19 protein-coding genes are annotated in these 16,835 nt (G+C 76.3%); 10 read left to right on the forward strand and 9 right to left on the reverse strand.

The features are described from left to right. Nucleotides 1–404 (forward strand): hypothetical protein (locus AB6N23_RS11990; protein WP_412866285.1); only part of this gene is annotated, 404 nt, incomplete at its 5' end. On the opposite strand, the gene AB6N23_RS11995 is transcribed toward AB6N23_RS11990, so the two are convergent. The 3 genes from AB6N23_RS11995 to lpdA all read right to left on the reverse strand — a co-directional run bounded on the left by AB6N23_RS11995 (nucleotide 376) and on the right by lpdA (nucleotide 4,717). Then, nucleotides 376–1,278: a TIGR01777 family oxidoreductase gene (locus tag AB6N23_RS11995; RefSeq protein WP_412866301.1), complete on the reverse strand. Its 903-nt coding sequence runs from the start codon at nucleotides 1,276–1,278 to the stop codon at nucleotides 376–378. The two genes, AB6N23_RS11990 and AB6N23_RS11995, sit on opposite strands and share 29 nt — an antisense overlap. Before the next feature lie 88 nt (nucleotides 1,279–1,366). Then, nucleotides 1,367–3,307, reverse strand: coding sequence for a 2-oxoglutarate dehydrogenase, E2 component, dihydrolipoamide succinyltransferase (gene sucB, locus AB6N23_RS12000; RefSeq protein WP_412866286.1), 1,941 nt, complete (start codon nucleotides 3,305–3,307; stop codon nucleotides 1,367–1,369). Nucleotides 3,308–3,334: 27 nt separating this feature from the next. Then, entirely contained in the window at nucleotides 3,335–4,717 is a 1,383-nt protein-coding gene (lpdA, locus tag AB6N23_RS12005; protein WP_412866287.1) for a dihydrolipoyl dehydrogenase, read from the reverse strand. Nucleotides 4,718–4,903: 186 nt separating this feature from the next. Between lpdA and AB6N23_RS12010 the strand changes: the two genes are divergently transcribed. Next, complete coding sequence (locus AB6N23_RS12010) at nucleotides 4,904–5,275, forward strand: oxidoreductase (protein ID WP_412866288.1); 372 nt, start codon at nucleotides 4,904–4,906, stop codon at nucleotides 5,273–5,275. A 30-nt stretch (nucleotides 5,276–5,305) separates the two neighbouring features. On the opposite strand, the gene AB6N23_RS12015 is transcribed toward AB6N23_RS12010, so the two are convergent. Beyond that, nucleotides 5,306–6,784, reverse strand: coding sequence for a leucyl aminopeptidase (locus AB6N23_RS12015; RefSeq protein WP_412866289.1), 1,479 nt, complete (start codon nucleotides 6,782–6,784; stop codon nucleotides 5,306–5,308). A gap of 50 nt (nucleotides 6,785–6,834) precedes the next feature. On the opposite strand from AB6N23_RS12015, the gene AB6N23_RS12020 reads away from it, so the two are divergent. Genes AB6N23_RS12020 through AB6N23_RS12035 form a run of 4 tightly spaced genes read left to right on the forward strand, consistent with a single transcriptional unit; the run spans nucleotide 6,835 to nucleotide 8,918 of the window. Beyond that, a complete protein-coding gene (locus AB6N23_RS12020) occupies nucleotides 6,835–7,194 on the forward strand; it encodes a hypothetical protein (protein ID WP_378207893.1) in 360 nt (119 codons plus the stop codon). After that, entirely contained in the window at nucleotides 7,191–7,646 is a 456-nt protein-coding gene (locus tag AB6N23_RS12025; protein ID WP_412866290.1) for a hypothetical protein, read from the forward strand. Before AB6N23_RS12020 ends, AB6N23_RS12025 begins: the two co-directional genes overlap by 4 nt. Before the next feature lie 10 nt (nucleotides 7,647–7,656). Next, complete coding sequence (locus AB6N23_RS12030; RefSeq protein ID WP_412866291.1) at nucleotides 7,657–8,709, forward strand: quinone-dependent dihydroorotate dehydrogenase; 1,053 nt, start codon at nucleotides 7,657–7,659, stop codon at nucleotides 8,707–8,709. Next, entirely contained in the window at nucleotides 8,706–8,918 is a 213-nt protein-coding gene (locus tag AB6N23_RS12035; protein WP_412866292.1) for a hypothetical protein, read from the forward strand. The genes AB6N23_RS12030 and AB6N23_RS12035 overlap by 4 nt, the downstream gene beginning before the upstream one ends. A 58-nt stretch (nucleotides 8,919–8,976) precedes the next feature. Here the strand turns inward: AB6N23_RS12035 and yczR are convergent, their stop codons facing one another. Beyond that, nucleotides 8,977–10,428 carry a MocR-like transcription factor YczR gene (gene yczR, locus AB6N23_RS12040; protein WP_412866293.1) on the reverse strand — a complete coding sequence of 484 codons (1,452 nt, stop codon included), beginning with the start codon at nucleotides 10,426–10,428 and terminating at the stop codon, nucleotides 8,977–8,979. A gap of 63 nt (nucleotides 10,429–10,491) precedes the next feature. Between yczR and AB6N23_RS12045 the strand changes: the two genes are divergently transcribed. Then, nucleotides 10,492–10,641 (forward strand): hypothetical protein, encoded by a 150-nt coding sequence (locus AB6N23_RS12045; RefSeq protein WP_412866294.1) that lies wholly within the window; start codon nucleotides 10,492–10,494, stop codon nucleotides 10,639–10,641. Further along, nucleotides 10,638–11,384 (forward strand): membrane protein YczE, encoded by a 747-nt coding sequence (gene yczE, locus AB6N23_RS12050; RefSeq protein WP_412866295.1) that lies wholly within the window; start codon nucleotides 10,638–10,640, stop codon nucleotides 11,382–11,384. Before AB6N23_RS12045 ends, yczE begins: the two co-directional genes overlap by 4 nt. Before the next feature lie 67 nt (nucleotides 11,385–11,451). Here yczE and AB6N23_RS12055 read toward each other — a convergent pair whose 3' ends face one another. Beyond that, on the reverse strand, nucleotides 11,452–12,069 hold the full coding sequence (locus AB6N23_RS12055; protein WP_412866296.1) for a DUF3043 domain-containing protein: 618 nt from the start codon (nucleotides 12,067–12,069) through the stop codon (nucleotides 11,452–11,454). A 32-nt stretch (nucleotides 12,070–12,101) separates the two neighbouring features. Here AB6N23_RS12055 and AB6N23_RS12060 point away from each other — a divergent pair, with 32 nt between their 5' ends. Beyond that, nucleotides 12,102–13,508, forward strand: a complete 1,407-nt coding sequence (locus AB6N23_RS12060; RefSeq protein ID WP_412866297.1) for a dipeptidase — start codon at nucleotides 12,102–12,104, stop codon at nucleotides 13,506–13,508. Between the two features lie 61 nt (nucleotides 13,509–13,569). Here AB6N23_RS12060 and AB6N23_RS12065 read toward each other — a convergent pair whose 3' ends face one another. Genes AB6N23_RS12065 through nadA form a run of 3 tightly spaced genes read right to left on the reverse strand, consistent with a single transcriptional unit; the run spans nucleotide 13,570 to nucleotide 15,942 of the window. Further along, nucleotides 13,570–14,097: an acyl-CoA thioesterase gene (locus AB6N23_RS12065; protein WP_412866298.1), complete on the reverse strand. Its 528-nt coding sequence runs from the start codon at nucleotides 14,095–14,097 to the stop codon at nucleotides 13,570–13,572. Nucleotides 14,098–14,119: 22 nt separating this feature from the next. Beyond that, nucleotides 14,120–14,719 carry a DJ-1/PfpI family protein gene (locus tag AB6N23_RS12070; RefSeq protein WP_412866299.1) on the reverse strand — a complete coding sequence of 200 codons (600 nt, stop codon included), beginning with the start codon at nucleotides 14,717–14,719 and terminating at the stop codon, nucleotides 14,120–14,122. A 23-nt stretch (nucleotides 14,720–14,742) separates the two neighbouring features. Then, nucleotides 14,743–15,942 (reverse strand): quinolinate synthase NadA, encoded by a 1,200-nt coding sequence (gene nadA / locus AB6N23_RS12075; RefSeq protein WP_412866302.1) that lies wholly within the window; start codon nucleotides 15,940–15,942, stop codon nucleotides 14,743–14,745. 127 nt (nucleotides 15,943–16,069) lie between these two features. On the opposite strand from nadA, the gene AB6N23_RS12080 reads away from it, so the two are divergent. Continuing rightward, nucleotides 16,070–16,835, forward strand: a 766-nt coding sequence (locus AB6N23_RS12080; protein ID WP_412866300.1) for a glycerate kinase, incomplete at its 3' end; no start/stop codon positions are given.

The following is a 16,835-nucleotide window of genomic DNA, read 5'->3' on the forward strand; positions in this document are numbered from 1 at the left end:
CCGGCGACCCGGCGGCGGACGACGCCGTCACGGCCGCCGCCGAGCTGACGCGTCGGCGGGGCGACGCGCTGGCCGCCGCCTCCACCGACGCGCTGGCGCAGGTGCACGCGCCCGGCTCGCCCTCGCTCGCCCGGGACGTCGCGCTCGTCGACCGCCTGGCGGGCGCCCGCAGCGAGGGCCTCACGACCACGGTGGGCGAGGTGGTCGACGTGGGCGTCACCGCCGACGGGGACGCCGTCGTGGCGGTGACGTCGTCCGTCGGGGAGCACACCCGCGTGACGCCGGCGGGGGAGCGGTCCACCGTGCCCGCGACGCCGGCCCGCACCGTCGAGCTCGTGCTGCGCCAGACCGCCGACGGGTGGCGGGTGTGGGACGTCAGGCAGCCGGCGGGCGCGCCGTCCTGACCCAGCGGGCCGCCTCGTCCGGCGTGGCGTGCTGCGGGACGAACCCCGACTCGCGCAGGACGCGCGGGTCGGCGCGGATCGACCCCAGCACCTCGGAGGAGAAGTCGCCGAGCCCGACGCGCAGCGCCGCCGCCGGCACGGGCACCGTCACGCGCCCGCCGAACGCGCGCCGCAGCGCGTCCAGCAGCACCGCGTGCCGGTCCGCGCGCGTCACGAGGTTCGCCGGTCCGTGCACCGGCGCGGTCAGCAGGTGCGTGATGGCCGCGACCTCGTCGGGCAGCGTGATCCAGCTCCAGTACTGCCGGCCGTCGCCCAGCCGCGTCGCGACGCCGGCCCGCAGCGGCAGCAGCAGCCGGCCGAGCGCCCCGCCGTGGGGGCTCAGGACGATGCCCGTGCGCAGGTGCGCGACCCGGACGCCGGCCTCGACGGCGGGAGCGGTCGCGTCCTCCCACCGGCGCACGACGTCCGCGAAGAACGTGCGCCCCAGCGGCTCGTCCTCGGTGAGCAGCGTGTCGCCGCGGTCGCCGTAGGCCCCGATCCCCGACGCCTGCAGCAGCACGCGCGGCCCGTGGTCCCGGGCGGCCATCGTGCGCGCCAGCAGCCCGGCCGTCTGCACCCGGGAGGCGATGACCTCGCGCTTGCGCGCCGCGGTGAGCGGCCGGCTGCCGACGTTCACACCGGCGAGGTCGACGACGGCGTCGGCGGTCGCCAGCGCGTCGGCGTCGATCGTCCCGGCGACGGGGTCCCAGCCGATCTCGGCGCCACCCCGTGGGGCACGGCGCACGAGCCGGCGCACGTCGTGTCCCGCATCGGCGAGATGGCGCACGAGCGCCGTCCCGATCAGTCCGGACGCCCCGGCCACCACCACGCGCATGCTCACGGGCACACTCTCCCGGCACGGCGCGGGCCGCGCACCCCGTGGGGTGCGCGGCCCGTGACCGTGCCGGTGCTGCCGTGTCGGGTCAGAGACCGAGCTCCGACTCGAACGCGCCCTCCTCGAGGCGGTTCTTCACCGCGGTGAGGTAGCGCGAGGCGTCCGCGCCGTCGACCAGCCGGTGGTCGTACGACAGGCACAGGTAGCACATCGACCGGATGGCGATGACCTCCTCGCCGTCCGCGTCCTTGACCACGACGGGGCGCTTGACGATCGCGCCCGTGCCGAGGATCGCGGAGGTGCCGCCGGGCACGATCGGCGTGTCGATGATCGCGCCGCCCGAGCCGGTGTTGGTGACGGTGAACGTCGCGCCGCTCAGCTCGTCCGGCGTGACCTTGTTCGCCCGCGTGCGGGCGGCGAGGTCCGCGATCTTGCGCGAGATGCCGGCGATGTTGAGGTCGCCCGCGTCGCGGATGACCGGCACGAGCAGGCCGCGCTCGGTGTCGACGGCGATGCCGACGTTCTCCTGGCCGTGGTACGTGATCGTCTTGTCCTCGAGCACGCCGTTGACCTTGGGGTAGGTCTTGAGCGCCTCGACGGCCGCCTGGACGAAGAACGGCAGGAACGTCAGGTTGACGCCCTCGCGCTTCGCGAAGTCGGCCTTGGCGCGGGCGCGCAGACGGGCGATCTTCGTGACGTCGACCTCGACGACCGTGGTGAGCTGCGCCTGCGTGTGCAGGGCCTCCACCATGCGCTCGGCGATGATCTGCCGCAGCCGGCTGGCCTTCTCCGTCGTGCCGCGCAGCGGCGACACGGTCGGTGCCGCGGCCTGCGGGGCGGCGGCAGCCGCGGGTGCGGCAGCGGGGGCGGCCTTCGCCGCCTCCTCGGCCTTGCGGGCCTCCTCCGCCTGGCGGGCCGCCTCGAGGACGTCCTCCTTGCGGATGCGGCCGCCGACGCCCGTGCCGGTGAGCGTGGACACGTCCACGCCCTTCTCGGCGGCGAGCTTGCGGACGAGCGGCGTCAGGTACGACCCGCCCGCCGTCGCGCCGGGCGACTGCTGGTTCTGCTGGGACGTCGGCTGCTGCGCCGCCGCCTCCTGGGCGGCCGGGGTCTCGCCGGTGGCCTGCGCCGACTCGACCTCGGGCGCCGGTGCCTCGTAGCCGCCGGGCTGCGGGGCGGCCTCGGCCTGCTCCGGCTCCTGCTGCGCGGGCTCGGGCGTGGCGGCCGGCTTCGGCTCGACCTGGGCCTGCGGCGCCGGGGTCGTGCCCTGCGCGGGAGCGGCGTCCTGCGACGGCGCGGCGTCCTGCGCGGGCGCGGCGCCCGAGCCGACCACGGCGAGGACGGCGCCGACCTCGACGGTCTCGTCCTCCTGCACGCGGATCTCCTGGAGCGTGCCGGCGACCGGCGACGGGATCTCCGTGTCGACCTTGTCCGTGGAGATCTCGAGCAGGGGCTCGTCGACCTCGACGGTGTCGCCGACCTGCTTGAGCCAGCGCGTGACGGTGCCCTCGGTGACGGACTCGCCGAGTGCGGGGAGGCGCACCTCCTCGCCGCCCTGCGCGCCGCCGCCGGACGGCTGCTCGCCGGACGGCGCGGGCTGGGAGGGCTCGGGCGCGGAGGACTCCGACGGCGCCGGGGCGTCCTCGTGCTCCTCGACGCTCTGCACGGCCGACGTCTCCGCCGCCGTCTCCTCGGGCTGCGACTGCTGCGCGGGCTCGTCCTGCTGCGCCGGCTGCTCGTCCGACTGCTGGGGGGCCTCGCCGGACGCCTGGTCCGACGCGCCGGCGCCGTCGCCGGAGCCGATGACGGCCAGGGTGGCGCCGACCTCGACGGTCTCGTCCTCCTCGACGAGGATCTGCTCGAGCACGCCCGCGACGGGCGAGGGGATCTCGGTGTCGACCTTGTCGGTCGAGATCTCGAGCAGGGGCTCGTCGACCTCGACGGTGTCGCCGACCTGCTTGAGCCAGCGGGTGACGGTCCCCTCGGTGACGGACTCACCGAGGGCGGGGAGCTGCACGTTCTCGGACATGACCGCTCGTCTCTCCTTCGAATCGGGTCAGTTGTGGGCGTGCAGCGGCTTGCCGGCGAGGGCCAGGAAGGCCTCGCCGAGCGCCTCGTTCTGCGTCGGGTGGGCGTGCACGAGGGCGGCGACGTCCTCGGGGTACGCCTCCCAGTTCACGATGAGCTGGCCCTCGCCGATGAGCTCGCCGACGCGCGCACCGATCATGTGCACGCCGACGACCGGCCCGTCCTTCTGCCGGACGAGCTTGACGAAGCCCTGGGTGGCGAGGATCTGGCTCTTGCCGTTCCCGCCGAGGTTGTACTCCAGCGTCTCGACGTTGTCGGCGCCGTGCACCTCGACCGCGCGGGCCTCGGTCAGGCCGACGGAGGCGACCTCCGGCTCGGAGTACGTCACGCGGGGGATGCCCGACTCGACGAGGACCGGCGGGTTGAGGCCCGCGATCTCCTCGGCCACGAAGATGCCCTGCTGGAACCCGCGGTGCGCGAGCTGCAGGCCGGGGACGATGTCGCCGACCGCGTAGATGTTGGCGACGCCCGTGTGTAGGCGCTCGTCGGTGATGACGAACCCGCGGTCGAGCGTGATGCCCTGCTCCTCGAAGCCGAGGCCGGACGTGCTCGGGCCGCGGCCGACCGCGACGAGCAGCAGGTCGGCGTCGAACGTCTTGCCGTCCTCGAGCGAGACGTGCACGCCGTTGTCGTCCTGCGTGACGCCCGAGAACCGGGTCCCGAGGTTGAACTTGATGCCGCGCTTGCGGAACGCGCGCTCGAAGGCCTTCGACAGCGCCTCGTCCTCGTTCGGCACGAGGTGGGGGAGCGCCTCGATGATCGTGACGTCCGCGCCGAAGGACTTCCAGACGCTCGCGAACTCCGACCCGATGACCCCGCCGCCGAGGATGATCGCCGACGTCGGCACGAAGTCGAGCTGGAGGGCCTGGTCCGACGTCATCACGCGGCCGCCGATCTCCAGGCCGGGCAGCGAGCGGGCGTAGGAGCCGGTGCCGAGCACGATGTGCTCGCCCGTGAGGGTGCGGTCGCCGACCTGCACCGTGTTCGGGCCGGTGAGCTTGCCCCAGCCCTCGACGACCTCGATCTTGCGCGACTTGATGAGGCCCTGCAGGCCCTTGTACAGGCGGGCGATGACGCCGTCCTTGTACTTGTTCACGCCGTTCATGTCGATGCGCTCGAGGTGCGTGTGCACCCCGAAGGCCTCGCCCTCGCGGGCGTTGTCCGCGACCTCGGCGGCGTGCAGCAGCGCCTTGGTCGGGATGCAGCCGTTGTGCAGGCAGGTGCCGCCCACCTTGGCGGCCTCGACGAGGGCCACGGTCTTGCCGAGCTCTGCGGCGCGCAGCGCGGCTGCGTAGCCGCCGCTGCCTCCGCCCAGGACGACGATGTCGAAAGCGGTGCCGGTGTCGGCCACGTGCTACTCCTCGCAGGCTGTGGGTTCGGGCTGCCGCCCCATCTTGGCATCCTCCCTGGGCACGGACGAACCCGCCGCCCGTGCGGGTCGTGTGAGTCGGGCGACAGTCGTCCCATGACTGGGCGCGTCGGCAGGCGCCCCGCGACGCCCAGGTGACGCCCAGCCCGCGTCGGTAGTCTGCGGCGCATGGGTCTGTTCTCGCGACGCCGCCGGTCCGCGCGCGGCACCGTGCCCGCCGGCGCGCCCGACGCGGTGCCCGACCGGGAGGCGCGGGCCGCGACGCTCGCCTACCTGCGGGACTTCGTCGCGACGCGGGTCGGCGTCGAGGCGTACGTCGAGCCGCGCACCAACGTCACGCAGACGACGATCATGCTCGTCGCCACCGACGGCGAGTGGACCCGCCGCAAGGTGCCGGACGAGCGCACGGCGGGCACCCTCGCCCGTGAGCTCGGCATCCCGGTCTACGACGTGCAGCGCACCGGCTACCCGCAGCGCGTGCGGGACTGGAACACGCGGCAGCGCATCGAGCGCCGGCGCCGGGCGGCCGAGCGCGGCTGACGCGCCCGGCCCCCTCGGCGTCCCGGTCGGTCAGGCGCGCTGCTCGAGCAGGCGCACGAGCGTGCGGACGCCGACCCCCGTGCCGCCGACCGGCGTGTAGCCGTGCGGCGCACGCTCGTTGAACGCGGGGCCCGCGATGTCGAGGTGCGCCCACGGCGTCGACCCGACGAACTCCTGCAGGAAGATCCCGGCGGTGAGCATGCCGCCGAAGCGGTCGCCGATGTTCGCGAGGTCGGCGACCTTGGACTTCAGGCCCGCACGCAGGTCCGCGGGGAGCGGCATGGGCCAGAACTGCTCGCCCGCCTCCTGCGCCGCCGTGACGACCTCGGCGCGCGCCGCGTCGGTGCCCATGACCGCGGACACGCGGTTGCCGAGCGCGACCATCTGCGCGCCGGTCAGGGTCGCGATGTCGAGGACGAGGTCGGGACCCTCCTCGACCGCGGCGACGAGCCCGTCGGCCATGACGAGGCGACCCTCGGCGTCGGTGTTGAGCACCTCCACCGTCTTCCCGCCGCGGATCGTGATGACGTCGGACGGGCGCTGGGCCGTGCCGGACGGCATGTTCTCCGCGAGGCACAGCCACCCGGTGACGGCCACGGGCAGCCCCAGGCGGGCCGCCGCCAGCACCGTGTGCAGCACCGCGGCGGCACCGGCCATGTCGGACTTCATCGCCTCCATGCCGGCCGCCGGCTTGATGGAGATGCCGCCCGAGTCGAACGTGATGCCCTTGCCGACCAGCGCGACCGTGGCGCGCGGCCGGGAGGGCGCCCACGCGACGCGCACCAGGCGCGGTCCGCGGACCGAGCCCTGCCCGACGCCGACGAGGCCGCCGTAGCCGCCCGCCGCCAGCGCCTTGTCGTCGAGCACGGAGATCTTGAGGCCGCGCACGCCGGCCTCCTTCACGGCGGCCTTCGCCAGGTCGGCGAACGCCGCGGGGTAGAGGTCGTTGGGCGCCGCGTTGACGAGGTCGCGCGTGCCGTGGACGGCGGCGGCCAGGACCTCGGCGCGCGCGAGCGCGTCCTTGGCGGCGCGGTCGGCGGCGCCGGGGGCCACGACCTGGAGGCGGGCGACCGGGCCGGCGGCCTCCGCGCCGTCGCCGGTGCGGTAGCGCGTGTACGTGTAGGCGCCGAGCAGGGCGCCCTCGGCGACCGCGGCCACGTCGTCGGCCCCGGTGACCGGCAGGGCGAGCGCGACGGACGCGGTGCCGGCGAGCTCGCGGGTGGCGGCGCCGGCCGCGCGGCGCAGCGTCTCCGGCCCGAGGGCGTCGGCCGGCCCGACGCCGGTGAGGACGAGCACCGCCGCCGCGAGGCCCGTGGCCGGCACGCGGCGCACCTCGTCGGGCGCGCCGGAGAGACCCAGCGTGCGGGCGTCGCGCACGAGCGCGGCCCGCAGCTCGGCCGGCAGGGTGCCGCCGTCCAGCAGCTCGGGGCCGCCGTCACGGGTGCCGACGGCCACCACGAGGGCGTCGACGGCGAGGCGGGCAGGGTCCTGGCTGGTCAGCGAGATCACGCGCCGATCGTAGACGGCGGCCCCGGCGGGCGCGGGTACGGTGGGGCACCGTGCTCGTCCCTCTCGTGTGGCTCGTCGTGGCCACGTGCGTCGCCCTCGCCGCCTGGGCCGGCTGGTTCGTCGTCCGCGACCGTGCCGTCGTCCTGCGCCAGCTGTGGGGCGCCGCCGTCGTGGAGGGGCTGCTCGTGGTGCAGGCCGTCGTGGCGGGCGTGCTGCTGGTGACCGGCCCGGCCGAGGTCGACGGCGTCCTGTTCTGGGGGTACGTCGCGACCCAGCTCATCGTGCTGCCGATCGCGGCGGCCTGGGCCTTCGCCGAGCGGACGCGCTGGAGCTCGGTCGTGCTGGTCGTCGCCGCCCTGACGGTGGCGTTCCTCGAGTACCGGCTGCTGCAGATCTGGGGTGCCGCGTGAGCGCGCCGGCGCGCGGGACGGGCCACGGGCCCGGCCGCCTCCTCGTCGCCGTGTACGGCGTGCTGGCGCTCGCGGCCACCGCGCGCGGCCTGTACCAGGTCGCGACGAAGCTCGACGAGGCGCCGGTCGCGTACGTCCTGTCGCTCCTGGCGGGCGTCGTGTACGTCGTCGCCACCGTGGCGCTCGCCACCGACCGCCGCCGCCTCGCGTGGGTGACCGTCCTCGTGGAGGCCGTCGGGGTGGTCGTCGTCGGCACGCTCTCGCTCGTCGACGTCGGCGACTTCCCGGACGAGACGGTGTGGTCGGCGTTCGGGCGCGGGTACGGGTACGTGCCGCTCGTCCTGCCGGCACTCGGGCTGCTGTGGCTGTGGCGGACCGGTCGGCGGCCGGCCGGCGGTGCTGCCCACGACCCGTCCGCGGACGGCCCGGCCCGCGACGGCGGCCTCGACTAGGTTGGTCGGCGTGTACCGCCTGCTCTTCGACCTCGTGCTGCGCCGCCTGGACCCCGAGCAGGCGCACCACCTCGCGTTCCGGCTGATCCGCGGCGTCGCCGCCGTGCCGGGGCTCTCGCGCGTCGTGGCCGCCGCGTTCGCGCCCCCGCCGGCGGGCGCGGTCGAGGTGTGGGGGCGCCGCCTCCCGTCCCGCTTCGGCCTCGCCGCGGGCTTCGACAAGGACGCCCACGGCGTGCGGGGGCTGACGATGCTCGGGTTCGGCTTCGTCGAGGTCGGCACCGTGACCGCGCACCCGCAGCCCGGCAACGAGCGGCCCCGCCTGTGGCGCGTCCTCGAGCGGCGCGCGCTGCGCAACCGCATGGGGTTCAACAACGAGGGGTCCGCGGTGGTGGCCGCCCGCCTGCGCCGGCTGCGTGCGACGCCGCACGGCCGTGAGCTCGTCGTGGGCGTCAACATCGGCAAGACGAAGGTCACGCCCCCGGAGGGCGCGGCGACCGACTACGCCACGAGCGCCGGCCGGCTGGCGCCGTACGCCGACTACCTCGTGGTCAACGTGTCGTCGCCGAACACCCCGGGCCTGCGCGACCTGCAGGCGGTGGACGCCCTGCGTCCGGTGCTCGAGGCGACGCGCGTCGCGGCCGACGAGGCGACGACGCGCGCCGGCCGCGCACCCGTGCCCGTCCTCGTCAAGATCGCGCCCGACCTCAGCGACGACGACGTCGACGCGGTGGCCGACCTCGTCGCCGAGCTGGGGCTCGACGGCGTCGTCGCGGTGAACACGACGATCGCGCACGACCTCGGCCCGGGCGGCCTGTCGGGGCCCCCGGTGCTGGCACGGGGCCTGGACGTGGTGGCGCGGCTGCGCACGCGCCTCGGCGAGGAGGCCGTCGTGATCGGCGTCGGCGGCGTCACCACGCCCGCCGACGCCCGCGAGTACCTGGCCGTCGGCGCGACGCTGGTCCAGGGGTACACGGGGCTCGTGTACGAAGGCCCCGCCTACGCGGCGCGCATCACGCGCGCGCTCGCCGCCGACGCGGCGCGGCGGCCGGTGGTGGCGCGGTGAGCGTGCGACCACGGTGGCGGTGGCGGCTGGCGGACGCGGCCGGTGCCGAGGCGGAGCGGCCGACGAGCCCGGTCTTCCTCGCGCGCTTCGACGCCGAGCAGTGGCTCGGCGAGCACTGGCGCGGGCTCGCCGCCCAGGGCGTGCGGACCGCGACGGTGGAGCATGACGGGCAGCCGCAGGGCACGCCGATCGAGCTCCCGGCGCCCTGACGTCCCGCCTTCCGGGGTGCGCCCGGGCGGGCGCGCGACCGTGCCGCCGGGTCCCCGCTCAGACGAGCGCGGGCGCGCCGCGCCCGGTCGCCGGTGCGGCCGTCGGGTCGAGCACCGCCCAGGCGGCGGCCAGCCCGTCGACCGCGCGGCGCAGCATGTCCGGCGGCTGGGAGAACGGCACGCGCAGGTGGTCCTCGAACGTGCCGTCCACGCCGAACGCCGTGCCGGGGACGATCCGCACGCCGTGCGCGTGGGCGACGGCGCTCAGCGCCGACGACACGGGGGCGCCCAGGTCGACCCACGTCGACAGGCCGCCGGCCGGCACCGGCACGCGCCACGCGGGGAGCGTCTCGGCGAGGGCGTCGAGCAGCACGCCCCGCTGACGCCGCACCGCCTCGACGCGCGCGGCGAGGACCTCCTCCGCGTGGGCCAGCAGCTCCGCGGTGACGAGCTGGTCGAGCACGGACGAGCCGATGTCGACGTACGCGCGGCGCTGCGCGAGGCGTCCCACGAGGTCGGGGTGGGCGCGCACCCAGCCGACGCGCAGGCCGCCCCAGAATGACTTCGACGCCGAGCCGACGGTGACGACGAGGTCCTCGTCGGCGCGTCCGGCGAACGGCGGCGGCGGGGGCCCGTCGAGCGTGAGGTCGGTGAGCGTCTCGTCGCCCACCACGACGGTGCGCGTGCGCCGCGCGAGGTCGCGCACGCGGGCGCGGGCGTCCGCGTCGAGGCTCGTCCCCGTCGGGTTGTGGTGGTCGGGGACCAGGTAGACGAGCCGTGGCGCGGTCTGCCGGACGGTGGAGGCGAGGAGCTCGACGTCGAGCCCGGTGGGCGTCACGGGCACCGGTACGGGGCGAGCGCCGGCGCCCCGGGCGGCGTCGATCGCGTGCGGGTACGTCGGGTGCTCCACGACGACGCGGTCCCCGGGGCCGGCGAGGGTCACCATGAGGAGGTGGATCGCCTCCTGCGCACCGGTCGTCACGAGGATCTGCTCCGGACGCGTCGGGACGCCGCGGGCGGTGCAGCGGTCCGCGACCGCCTGCCGCAGGGCCGGCAGGCCGAGCGGCAGGTACCCGGTGTCGGCGAGGTGACGCGGCAGCTGGTCGAGCGCGGCGGCGCACGCGGCGGCGAGCTGCGGGGGAGCGAAGGGGGCGGCGGCCGACAGGTCGACGAGGCCGGCGTCGACCGTGCCGAGCGTCGTGGGCGCCCGGTCGCCCGTGCCCGGCGGCAGCGTCGTCACCGTGCCGGACCCGCGGCGGCTCACGAGGAAGCCCTCGTCGCGCAGCAGGTCGTAGGCGGCCGTCACGGTCGTGCGCGACACGGCGAGGCACTCGGCGACCTCGCGCTCGCCGGGCAGCCGGGTGCCGAGCGGGAGCGTGCCGGTGCGGACCAGGCCGCGCACGCCGTCGGCGAGCGCCTGGTACGCCGGGCCGGGGCGCTCCCACCGCCCGAGCAGCGACCGCAGACGGGTGCCGTTGACGCGACGGTCGACGGGCGACACCGGGCTCATGCAAGCCACTATCCTCGAAGTGGCTATGGAGGACAAGGCCAGAACGCCGCCAGGCTTGTCGGCATGGCCTTCTCGACCGTCATCGCCGTGCTCGCCGTCGCCGTCCTGGCCGTCGTGCTCGTCGCCGCGCTCGCGCGGACCGTGCGGGACGACGGCCTCGGCCACCGTCCACCGCCGCCCGTGCGGCCCACCTCCCCGGGAGACCCGTGGTGACCGACCCCCACGCCCGCCGCGCCGGCCTGCGCCGCGCGGCCCAGCTCCTCGGCGGCCTCGTGCTGTACGCCGCGTCCATCGTCCTGCTCGTCCGCGCGGAGCTCGGCTCCATGCCGTGGGACGTGCTGTCGCAGGGCGTGGTCCGCGTCACCGGGTCGTCCTTCGGCACGGTCACGGTCGTGCTGTCGTTCGTCGTCTTCGCCTGCTGGGTGCCGCTGCGGCAGCGTCCCGGCATCGGGACCGTGGCCAACGTCGTGGTCATCGGCGCGCTGCTCGACCCGTTCCTCGCCCTCGCGGCGCGCCTGCCCGACCCGTTGCCGCTGCCCGCCGCGATCGGGCTCGTCGTGCTCGGCGTGCTGACGAACGCGCTCGCGACGTCGCTGTACGTCGGTGCGCGCCTCGGCCCCGGTCCGCGCGACGGCCTCATGACCGGCATCGTCGCGCGCACGGGCTGGCCGCTCCGGCTCGTGCGCGGCTCGATCGAGGTCGTCGTCGTCGCCGTCGGGTGGGCGCTCGGCGGCACGCTCGGGTTCGGCACGCTCGCGTACGCGCTGGCCATCGGCCCGCTCGTGCACGTGCTCCTGCCGCGACTCAGTGTCCCGGAGCGCGCCGCGGCGGCCGCGGACGGCGCGGGCACGCCCGGTGCCACGGGTGTGCCCGCCCTCGACGGTGCGGCGGAGCCGGACGCCGGTGGTGCGGGGGAGCGGGACGCCGGCGGAGCGGTGGAGCCGGTCGGACGCTGACACCGGTCGGACCCGACGCCGCGCCGTCAGGCGACCCGTCGGCGGCGCGGTGCGCGCCCGTGCGGCGTCAGGACGGGTACTGGCCGTGCTTGACCTGCGGCTTCGGCAGACGAGACGGGCGCACCTGGAAGGCGCGCAGGACGGCGTACATCGTCATGCCGTTCGGGATCTGCGCCGCGTCGAAGCGTGCGTGCAGCCGCTTCTTCAGCCCGCGCCACATCAGCCAGCCGTCGACGATCGCGGCGATGATGAAGACGTAGAGGATCGCCAGCGAGAGGAACGCGAGCGTGGGGGCGGCGGCCGCCGTGACCATCTGCAGCACGAGGAACACGGCCGCCACCGGCAGGAAGAACTCGCCGAGGTTCCAGCGGGCGTCGACGTGGTCGCGCACGTAGCGGCGGACCGGGCCGCGGTCGCGCGCGGGCATGTGCCGCTCGTCGCCGGTGCGCATCGCCTGGTACTCGAGCTCGCGCTGCGCACGCTGCTTCGTACGGGCGGACCTCGCGGCAGCGCGACGGTCCTCGGGGACGAGGGGCCGGCGGTTGCGGGCCTCGGCCTCCTTGCGCGTCGGCGTCGGACGCCCCTTGCCGGACCGGAGGTCGTCGGCCGTGGACGGCGACGACGCGGGGGCCGACGGCTGCGGTGCCGCGGTGGTGGGCGGGGGGTCCTGCTTGCGTCCGAACACCCGCCCAGGGTAGTCGAGTAGCGTGCCGGGACGTGACGTCCACACCCGCCCCCACCGGTTCCCCGTCCCCTCTGCCCGCCGACCGCGTCGCCGCCCTGCGCGAGCGGACCGCCGCCCTCTTCGCCGGCGTCCGCGCGGACCTCGAGGCGCTCGTGCGCATCCCGAGCGTCTCCAACGCGGAGTTCGACCCGTCGCACGTCGAGGCGTCGGCGGCGGCCGTCGCGGACCTCCTGCGCGGCGCGGGCGTCCCGGAGGTGCAGGTGCTGTGCGTGCCGCGCGCGGACGGCACGCCCGGCGCACCGGCCGTCGTGGCGCGCCGCCCCGGCCCGGCGGGTGCGCCCACCGTCCTGCTGTACGCGCACCACGACGTGCAGCCGCCCGGCGACGCAGCCGACTGGGACACGGCGCCGTTCGAGCCCACGCAACGCGGCGAGCGGCTGTTCGGCCGCGGCGCCGCCGACGACAAGGCGGGCGTCATGGCGCACGTCGGTGCGTTGCGCGTGCTCGCCGACGAGCTGGGCGTCGGCGTGACGGTGTTCGTCGAGGGGGAGGAGGAGGTCGGGTCGCCGACGTTCGTCGACTTCCTGCACGCGCACCGCGAGCTCCTGGCGGCCGACGTCATCGTCGTCGCCGACTCGACGAACTGGCGGGTGGGTGTGCCCGCCCTCACGACGTCGCTGCGCGGCCTCGCCGACCTGGTCGTCGAGGTCGCCGTGCTCGACCACGCGGTGCACTCCGGCATGTTCGGCGGGCCCGTCCTCGACGCCCCCACGCTGCTGGCGCGGCTGCTCGCCACGCTGCACGACGAGCACGGCGACGTGGCCGTCGAGGGGCTGGTCCGCGCGGCGGACCCGGCGGTCGACATGGACGAGGACGCGCTGCGTGCGGACGCGGGCGTCCTGCCCGGCGTGCGGCTGGCCGGCACCGGCCCCCTCACGGCGCGGCTGTGGACGCGCCCCGCGATCGGCGTCATCGGCATCGACGCCCCGCGGGTCGCGAGCGCCTCGAACACGATCACACCGCGGGCGTCGGCCAAGCTGTCCGTCCGCCTCGCCCCGGGTCAGGACCCGGCGGCCGCGCTCGCGGCCGTCACGGCGCACCTGCACGCCCACGCGCCCTTCGGCGCGCGGGTGACGGTGCACGACGGCGAGCTCGGCAAGCCGTTCCAGGCGGCGGGCGACTCGCCGGCTGCCGGCGCGGCACGCTGGGCGCTCGGCGAGGCGTGGGGGACCCCGTCGGTCGACGTCGGCGTCGGTGGGTCGATCCCCTTCATCAGCGACCTGCTCGACGTCTACCCGGACGCCGCGATCCTCGTCACGGGCGTCGAGGACCCGGACTCCCGCGCGCACGGCGCGAACGAGTCGGTGCACCTCGGCGAGCTGGAGCGCGTCGTCCTGGCGGAGGCCCTGCTGCTGGCGTCGCTCGCACCGCGGGCCTGACCCACGGGCCGACGCACCGGCGCCGGGAGGTCGGACCACCCGGTGCCGGTGCGCGTGCCCGTCAGCGGTGCGCGACGTCGACCGCGCGCGCCCAGGCCGCGACGTCGTCGGGCAGCGTCGGTGCCGTGGAGATCTCCGGGTCGAGCAGCGCGACCACGTCCGGCGCGGGCACGCGGTCGCCCCGCCGCGACAGGAACCGGCCCGCGACCCAGCCGCGCGCCACGTGCTCGTCGCCGCGTGCGAACACCTGCTCGAGGTACACGACGCGCTGGTCCCAGCCGACCACGCGCGTGGTGATCGTGAAGCGCTGACGCCACGTCAGCGAGCGGCGGTAGCTCACCGTGGACGCCGCGACCACGGGGTACCACCCGCGCTCGGCGAGCAGCCCGAACGCACCGAGGTCGGCGAGGTAGTTCGTGCGCGCCACGTCCATCATCTGCAGGTACACGCCGTTGTTGACGTGGCGGTAGATGTCGAGGTCGCCGACGCGCACGCTCAGCCGTGTCACCGACGGCTCGAGGGCGTGGCGACCCGGGACGGCGGGCCGGGGGCGCGCGGTGGCGAGGGCGAGCTGCAGCGTGCGGGTCACGCCCCGACGCTACCGGCGCGGGTCAGACCGGCGGTGCGGGATCGTACTGGAGGCCGCGGCGCACGGCGCGTGCGGCGTCGGCCGACTCGAGGCGCGCCACCAGGTGCAGCGCCATGTCGATGCCCGCGCTCACACCGGCGGACGTGACCACGTCGCCGTCGTCGACGAACCGTGCCTCCGCGTCCACGAGGACGCTCGGGTCCGCGCGCGTCAACGCGTCGAGGGCGTCCCGGTGGGTCGTCGCCGGCCGGCCGGCGAGGAGCCCGGCCGCCGCGTACACCAGCGCCCCCGTGCACACGCTCGCCATCAGCGGCGTCGTCGCGCGCACCCCGCGCACCCACGCCAGGTGCCCGGGGTCGGCCAGCAGGGTGCGCGTCCCGGGTCCGCCCGGGTGCACCAGCACGTGCAGCGGACCGACGTCCGCCGCGCCGGTGTCCGGCACCAGCCCCAGGCCGTGGGCGCAGCGGACGCCGCCGCCGTCGGCCGAGAACGTCAGCACCTCCGGCCGCAGGTCGCTGTGCGCAGCCCACGCCCCCAGCACCTCCCACGGACCGACGACGTCCAGCTCCTCCACGCCGTCGAACACGAGCAGCCCGACCCGCAGCGGTCCTTGCGTGCTCATCGTCCGCCCCCCCGTCGGCCGGGTCAGTGGCCCGGCAGCGCCAGCATCTGGTCCAGGGCGACGCGCGCCCAGTGGGCGTCGTCGGCGTCGACGACGACGCGGTTCGGCACGCGGCCGGCCACGAGCTCCTCGAGCGCCCACACGAGGTGCGGGAGGTCGATGCGGTTCATCGTGGAGCAGAAGCAGACCGTCGAGTCGAGGTAGTGCACCGTCAGCTCCGGGTGCGCCTGCGCGAGCCGGCGCACCAGGTTGAGCTCCGTGCCGATCGCCCACGACGAGCCCGGCTCGGCCGCGTCGAGGGCCTTGATGATGTACTCCGTCGAGCCGACCATGTCCGCCGCTGTGACGACGTCGTGCGTGCACTCCGGGTGCACGAGCACCGTCACGCCGGGCACCGCGGCCCGCACGTCGGCCACGTTGCGGGCCGAGAACCGGCCGTGCACCGAGCAGTGCCCCCGCCACAGGACCATCCGGGCGTCCCGCAGCTGCTGCGTCGTCAGCCCGCCGCCCGGCCTGCGCGGGTCGTACACGACGCAGTCGTCGAGCGACAGGCCGAGCGCGCGCACCGCCGTGTTGCGGCCCAGGTGCTGGTCCGGCATGAACAGCACCTTGCCGCGCCCGGCGACGCCGCCGACCCGGTCGAACGCCCAGCGCAGGGCGACGTGCGCGTTCGACGACGTGCACACCGTGCCGCCGTGCCGGCCCGTGAACGCCTTGATGGCCGCCGTGGAGTTCATGTAGGTGACGGGCACGGTGTCGTCGGCGACGCCGGCGTCGACCAGCACGTCCCACGCGTCCTCGACCTGGTCGATGGCCGCCATGTCCGCCATGGAGCAGCCGGCGGCGAGGTCGGGGAGCACGACCTGCTGCGCGTCGGACGTGAGGATGTCGGCGGACTCCGCCATGAAGTGCACGCCGCAGAACACGACGAACTCGGCCTCCGGCCGCGCCGCGGCCTCGCGCGCGAGCTTGAACGAGTCGCCGGTGACGTCGGCGAACGCGATGACCTCGTCCCGCTGGTAGTGGTGGCCGAGCACGAAGGCGCGGTCGCCCAGCGCGGCCCGGGCGGCACGCGCGCGGTCGACGAGCGCGGGGTCGGCCGGGTCGGGCAGCGCGCCGGCGCACTCCACGCCCCGCTCGGACGCCAGGTCGGCGCCCCGCCCGAGCAGGAGCAGCGCGGACGGCGCGGGCTCGGTGAACGTGCCGGTCGAGGGCAGGGTCAGGCTCACGGCGGCATGATCCCACAGGCCGACGTGCCTGCCGAGGGCCGTCCGGTGCGGGACGAGCGCCCGTCCGGCCCGCCCGCGGGGCGACGTCCGCGGCGACGGCCGCGCGTGCCACCATCGCCCCGTGCGCGTCCTCCTCGCCCCCGACTCCTTCGGGACCTCGCTCACCGCCGTGCAGGCCGCCGAGGCGCTCGCCGCCGGGTGGCACCGCGGTGCACCCCACGACGACGTCGACCGGTGCCCCCTCGCGGACGGCGGCCCCGGCTTCGTCGCGACCCTCCAGGGCGCGCTGGGCGGCACGGTCGACGCCGTGACCGTCACCGCGCCGCTGGGGGACCGCGCACCGGCGGCGGTCCTCCGCGTCGGCGGCACCGCCTACGTCGAGTCCGCCCACGCCCTCGGGCTCGACCTCGTGCCGCCGGCCCGGCGCGACCCCACCCGGACGACGAGCGCCGGCGCGGGCGAGCTCGTCGCCGCGGCGCTCGCGGGTGGCGCCCGGCGCGTCGTCGTCGGGCTCGGCGGGTCGGCGACCAACGACGCCGGCGCCGGACTGCTCGCCGTGCTCGCCGACGCCCTCCTCGGTCCCGACGCCGTCGCCGCCACCGGCGCGGTGCTGCGCGCGGGCGGCGGCGGGCTCGGCGCCGTTCGTCCCGAGGACCTGCGCTGGCTGCCGGCGCTGCGCGACGCCCTGCGCGGCGTCGACCTCGTCGCGGCCGTCGACGTCGACGTGCCCCTGCTCGGCCTCCAGGGCGCGTCGGCGGGCTTCGCGCCGCAGAAGGGCGCGACGCCCGAGCAGGCGCAGGACCTCGAGCGAGCCCTCGGCGCGTTCGCGCACGCCGCGGCCGCGGCGCTGGGCACCGGCGACGTCCGGCCCGGGCCGGTCGCGTATA

This window comes from Cellulomonas pasadenensis (assembly GCF_047229365.1).
GTDB lineage: Bacteria > Actinomycetota > Actinomycetes > Actinomycetales > Cellulomonadaceae > Cellulomonas.

Bases quoted from the DNA above. Each gene is read 5' to 3' on its own strand.
- AB6N23_RS11995 (WP_412866301.1), bottom strand. From the start codon at position 1,278: ATGCGCGTGGTGGTGGCCGGGGCGTCCGGACTGATCGGGACGGCGCTC.
- sucB (WP_412866286.1), bottom strand. From the start codon at position 3,307: ATGTCCGAGAACGTGCAGCTCCCCGCCCTCGGTGAGTCCGTCACCGAG.
- AB6N23_RS12010 (WP_412866288.1), top strand. From the start codon at position 4,904: ATGGGTCTGTTCTCGCGACGCCGCCGGTCCGCGCGCGGCACCGTGCCC.
- yczR (WP_412866293.1), bottom strand. From the start codon at position 10,428: ATGAGCCCGGTGTCGCCCGTCGACCGTCGCGTCAACGGCACCCGTCTG.
- AB6N23_RS12045 (WP_412866294.1), top strand. From the start codon at position 10,492: ATGGCCTTCTCGACCGTCATCGCCGTGCTCGCCGTCGCCGTCCTGGCC.
- AB6N23_RS12070 (WP_412866299.1), bottom strand. From the start codon at position 14,719: ATGAGCACGCAAGGACCGCTGCGGGTCGGGCTGCTCGTGTTCGACGGC.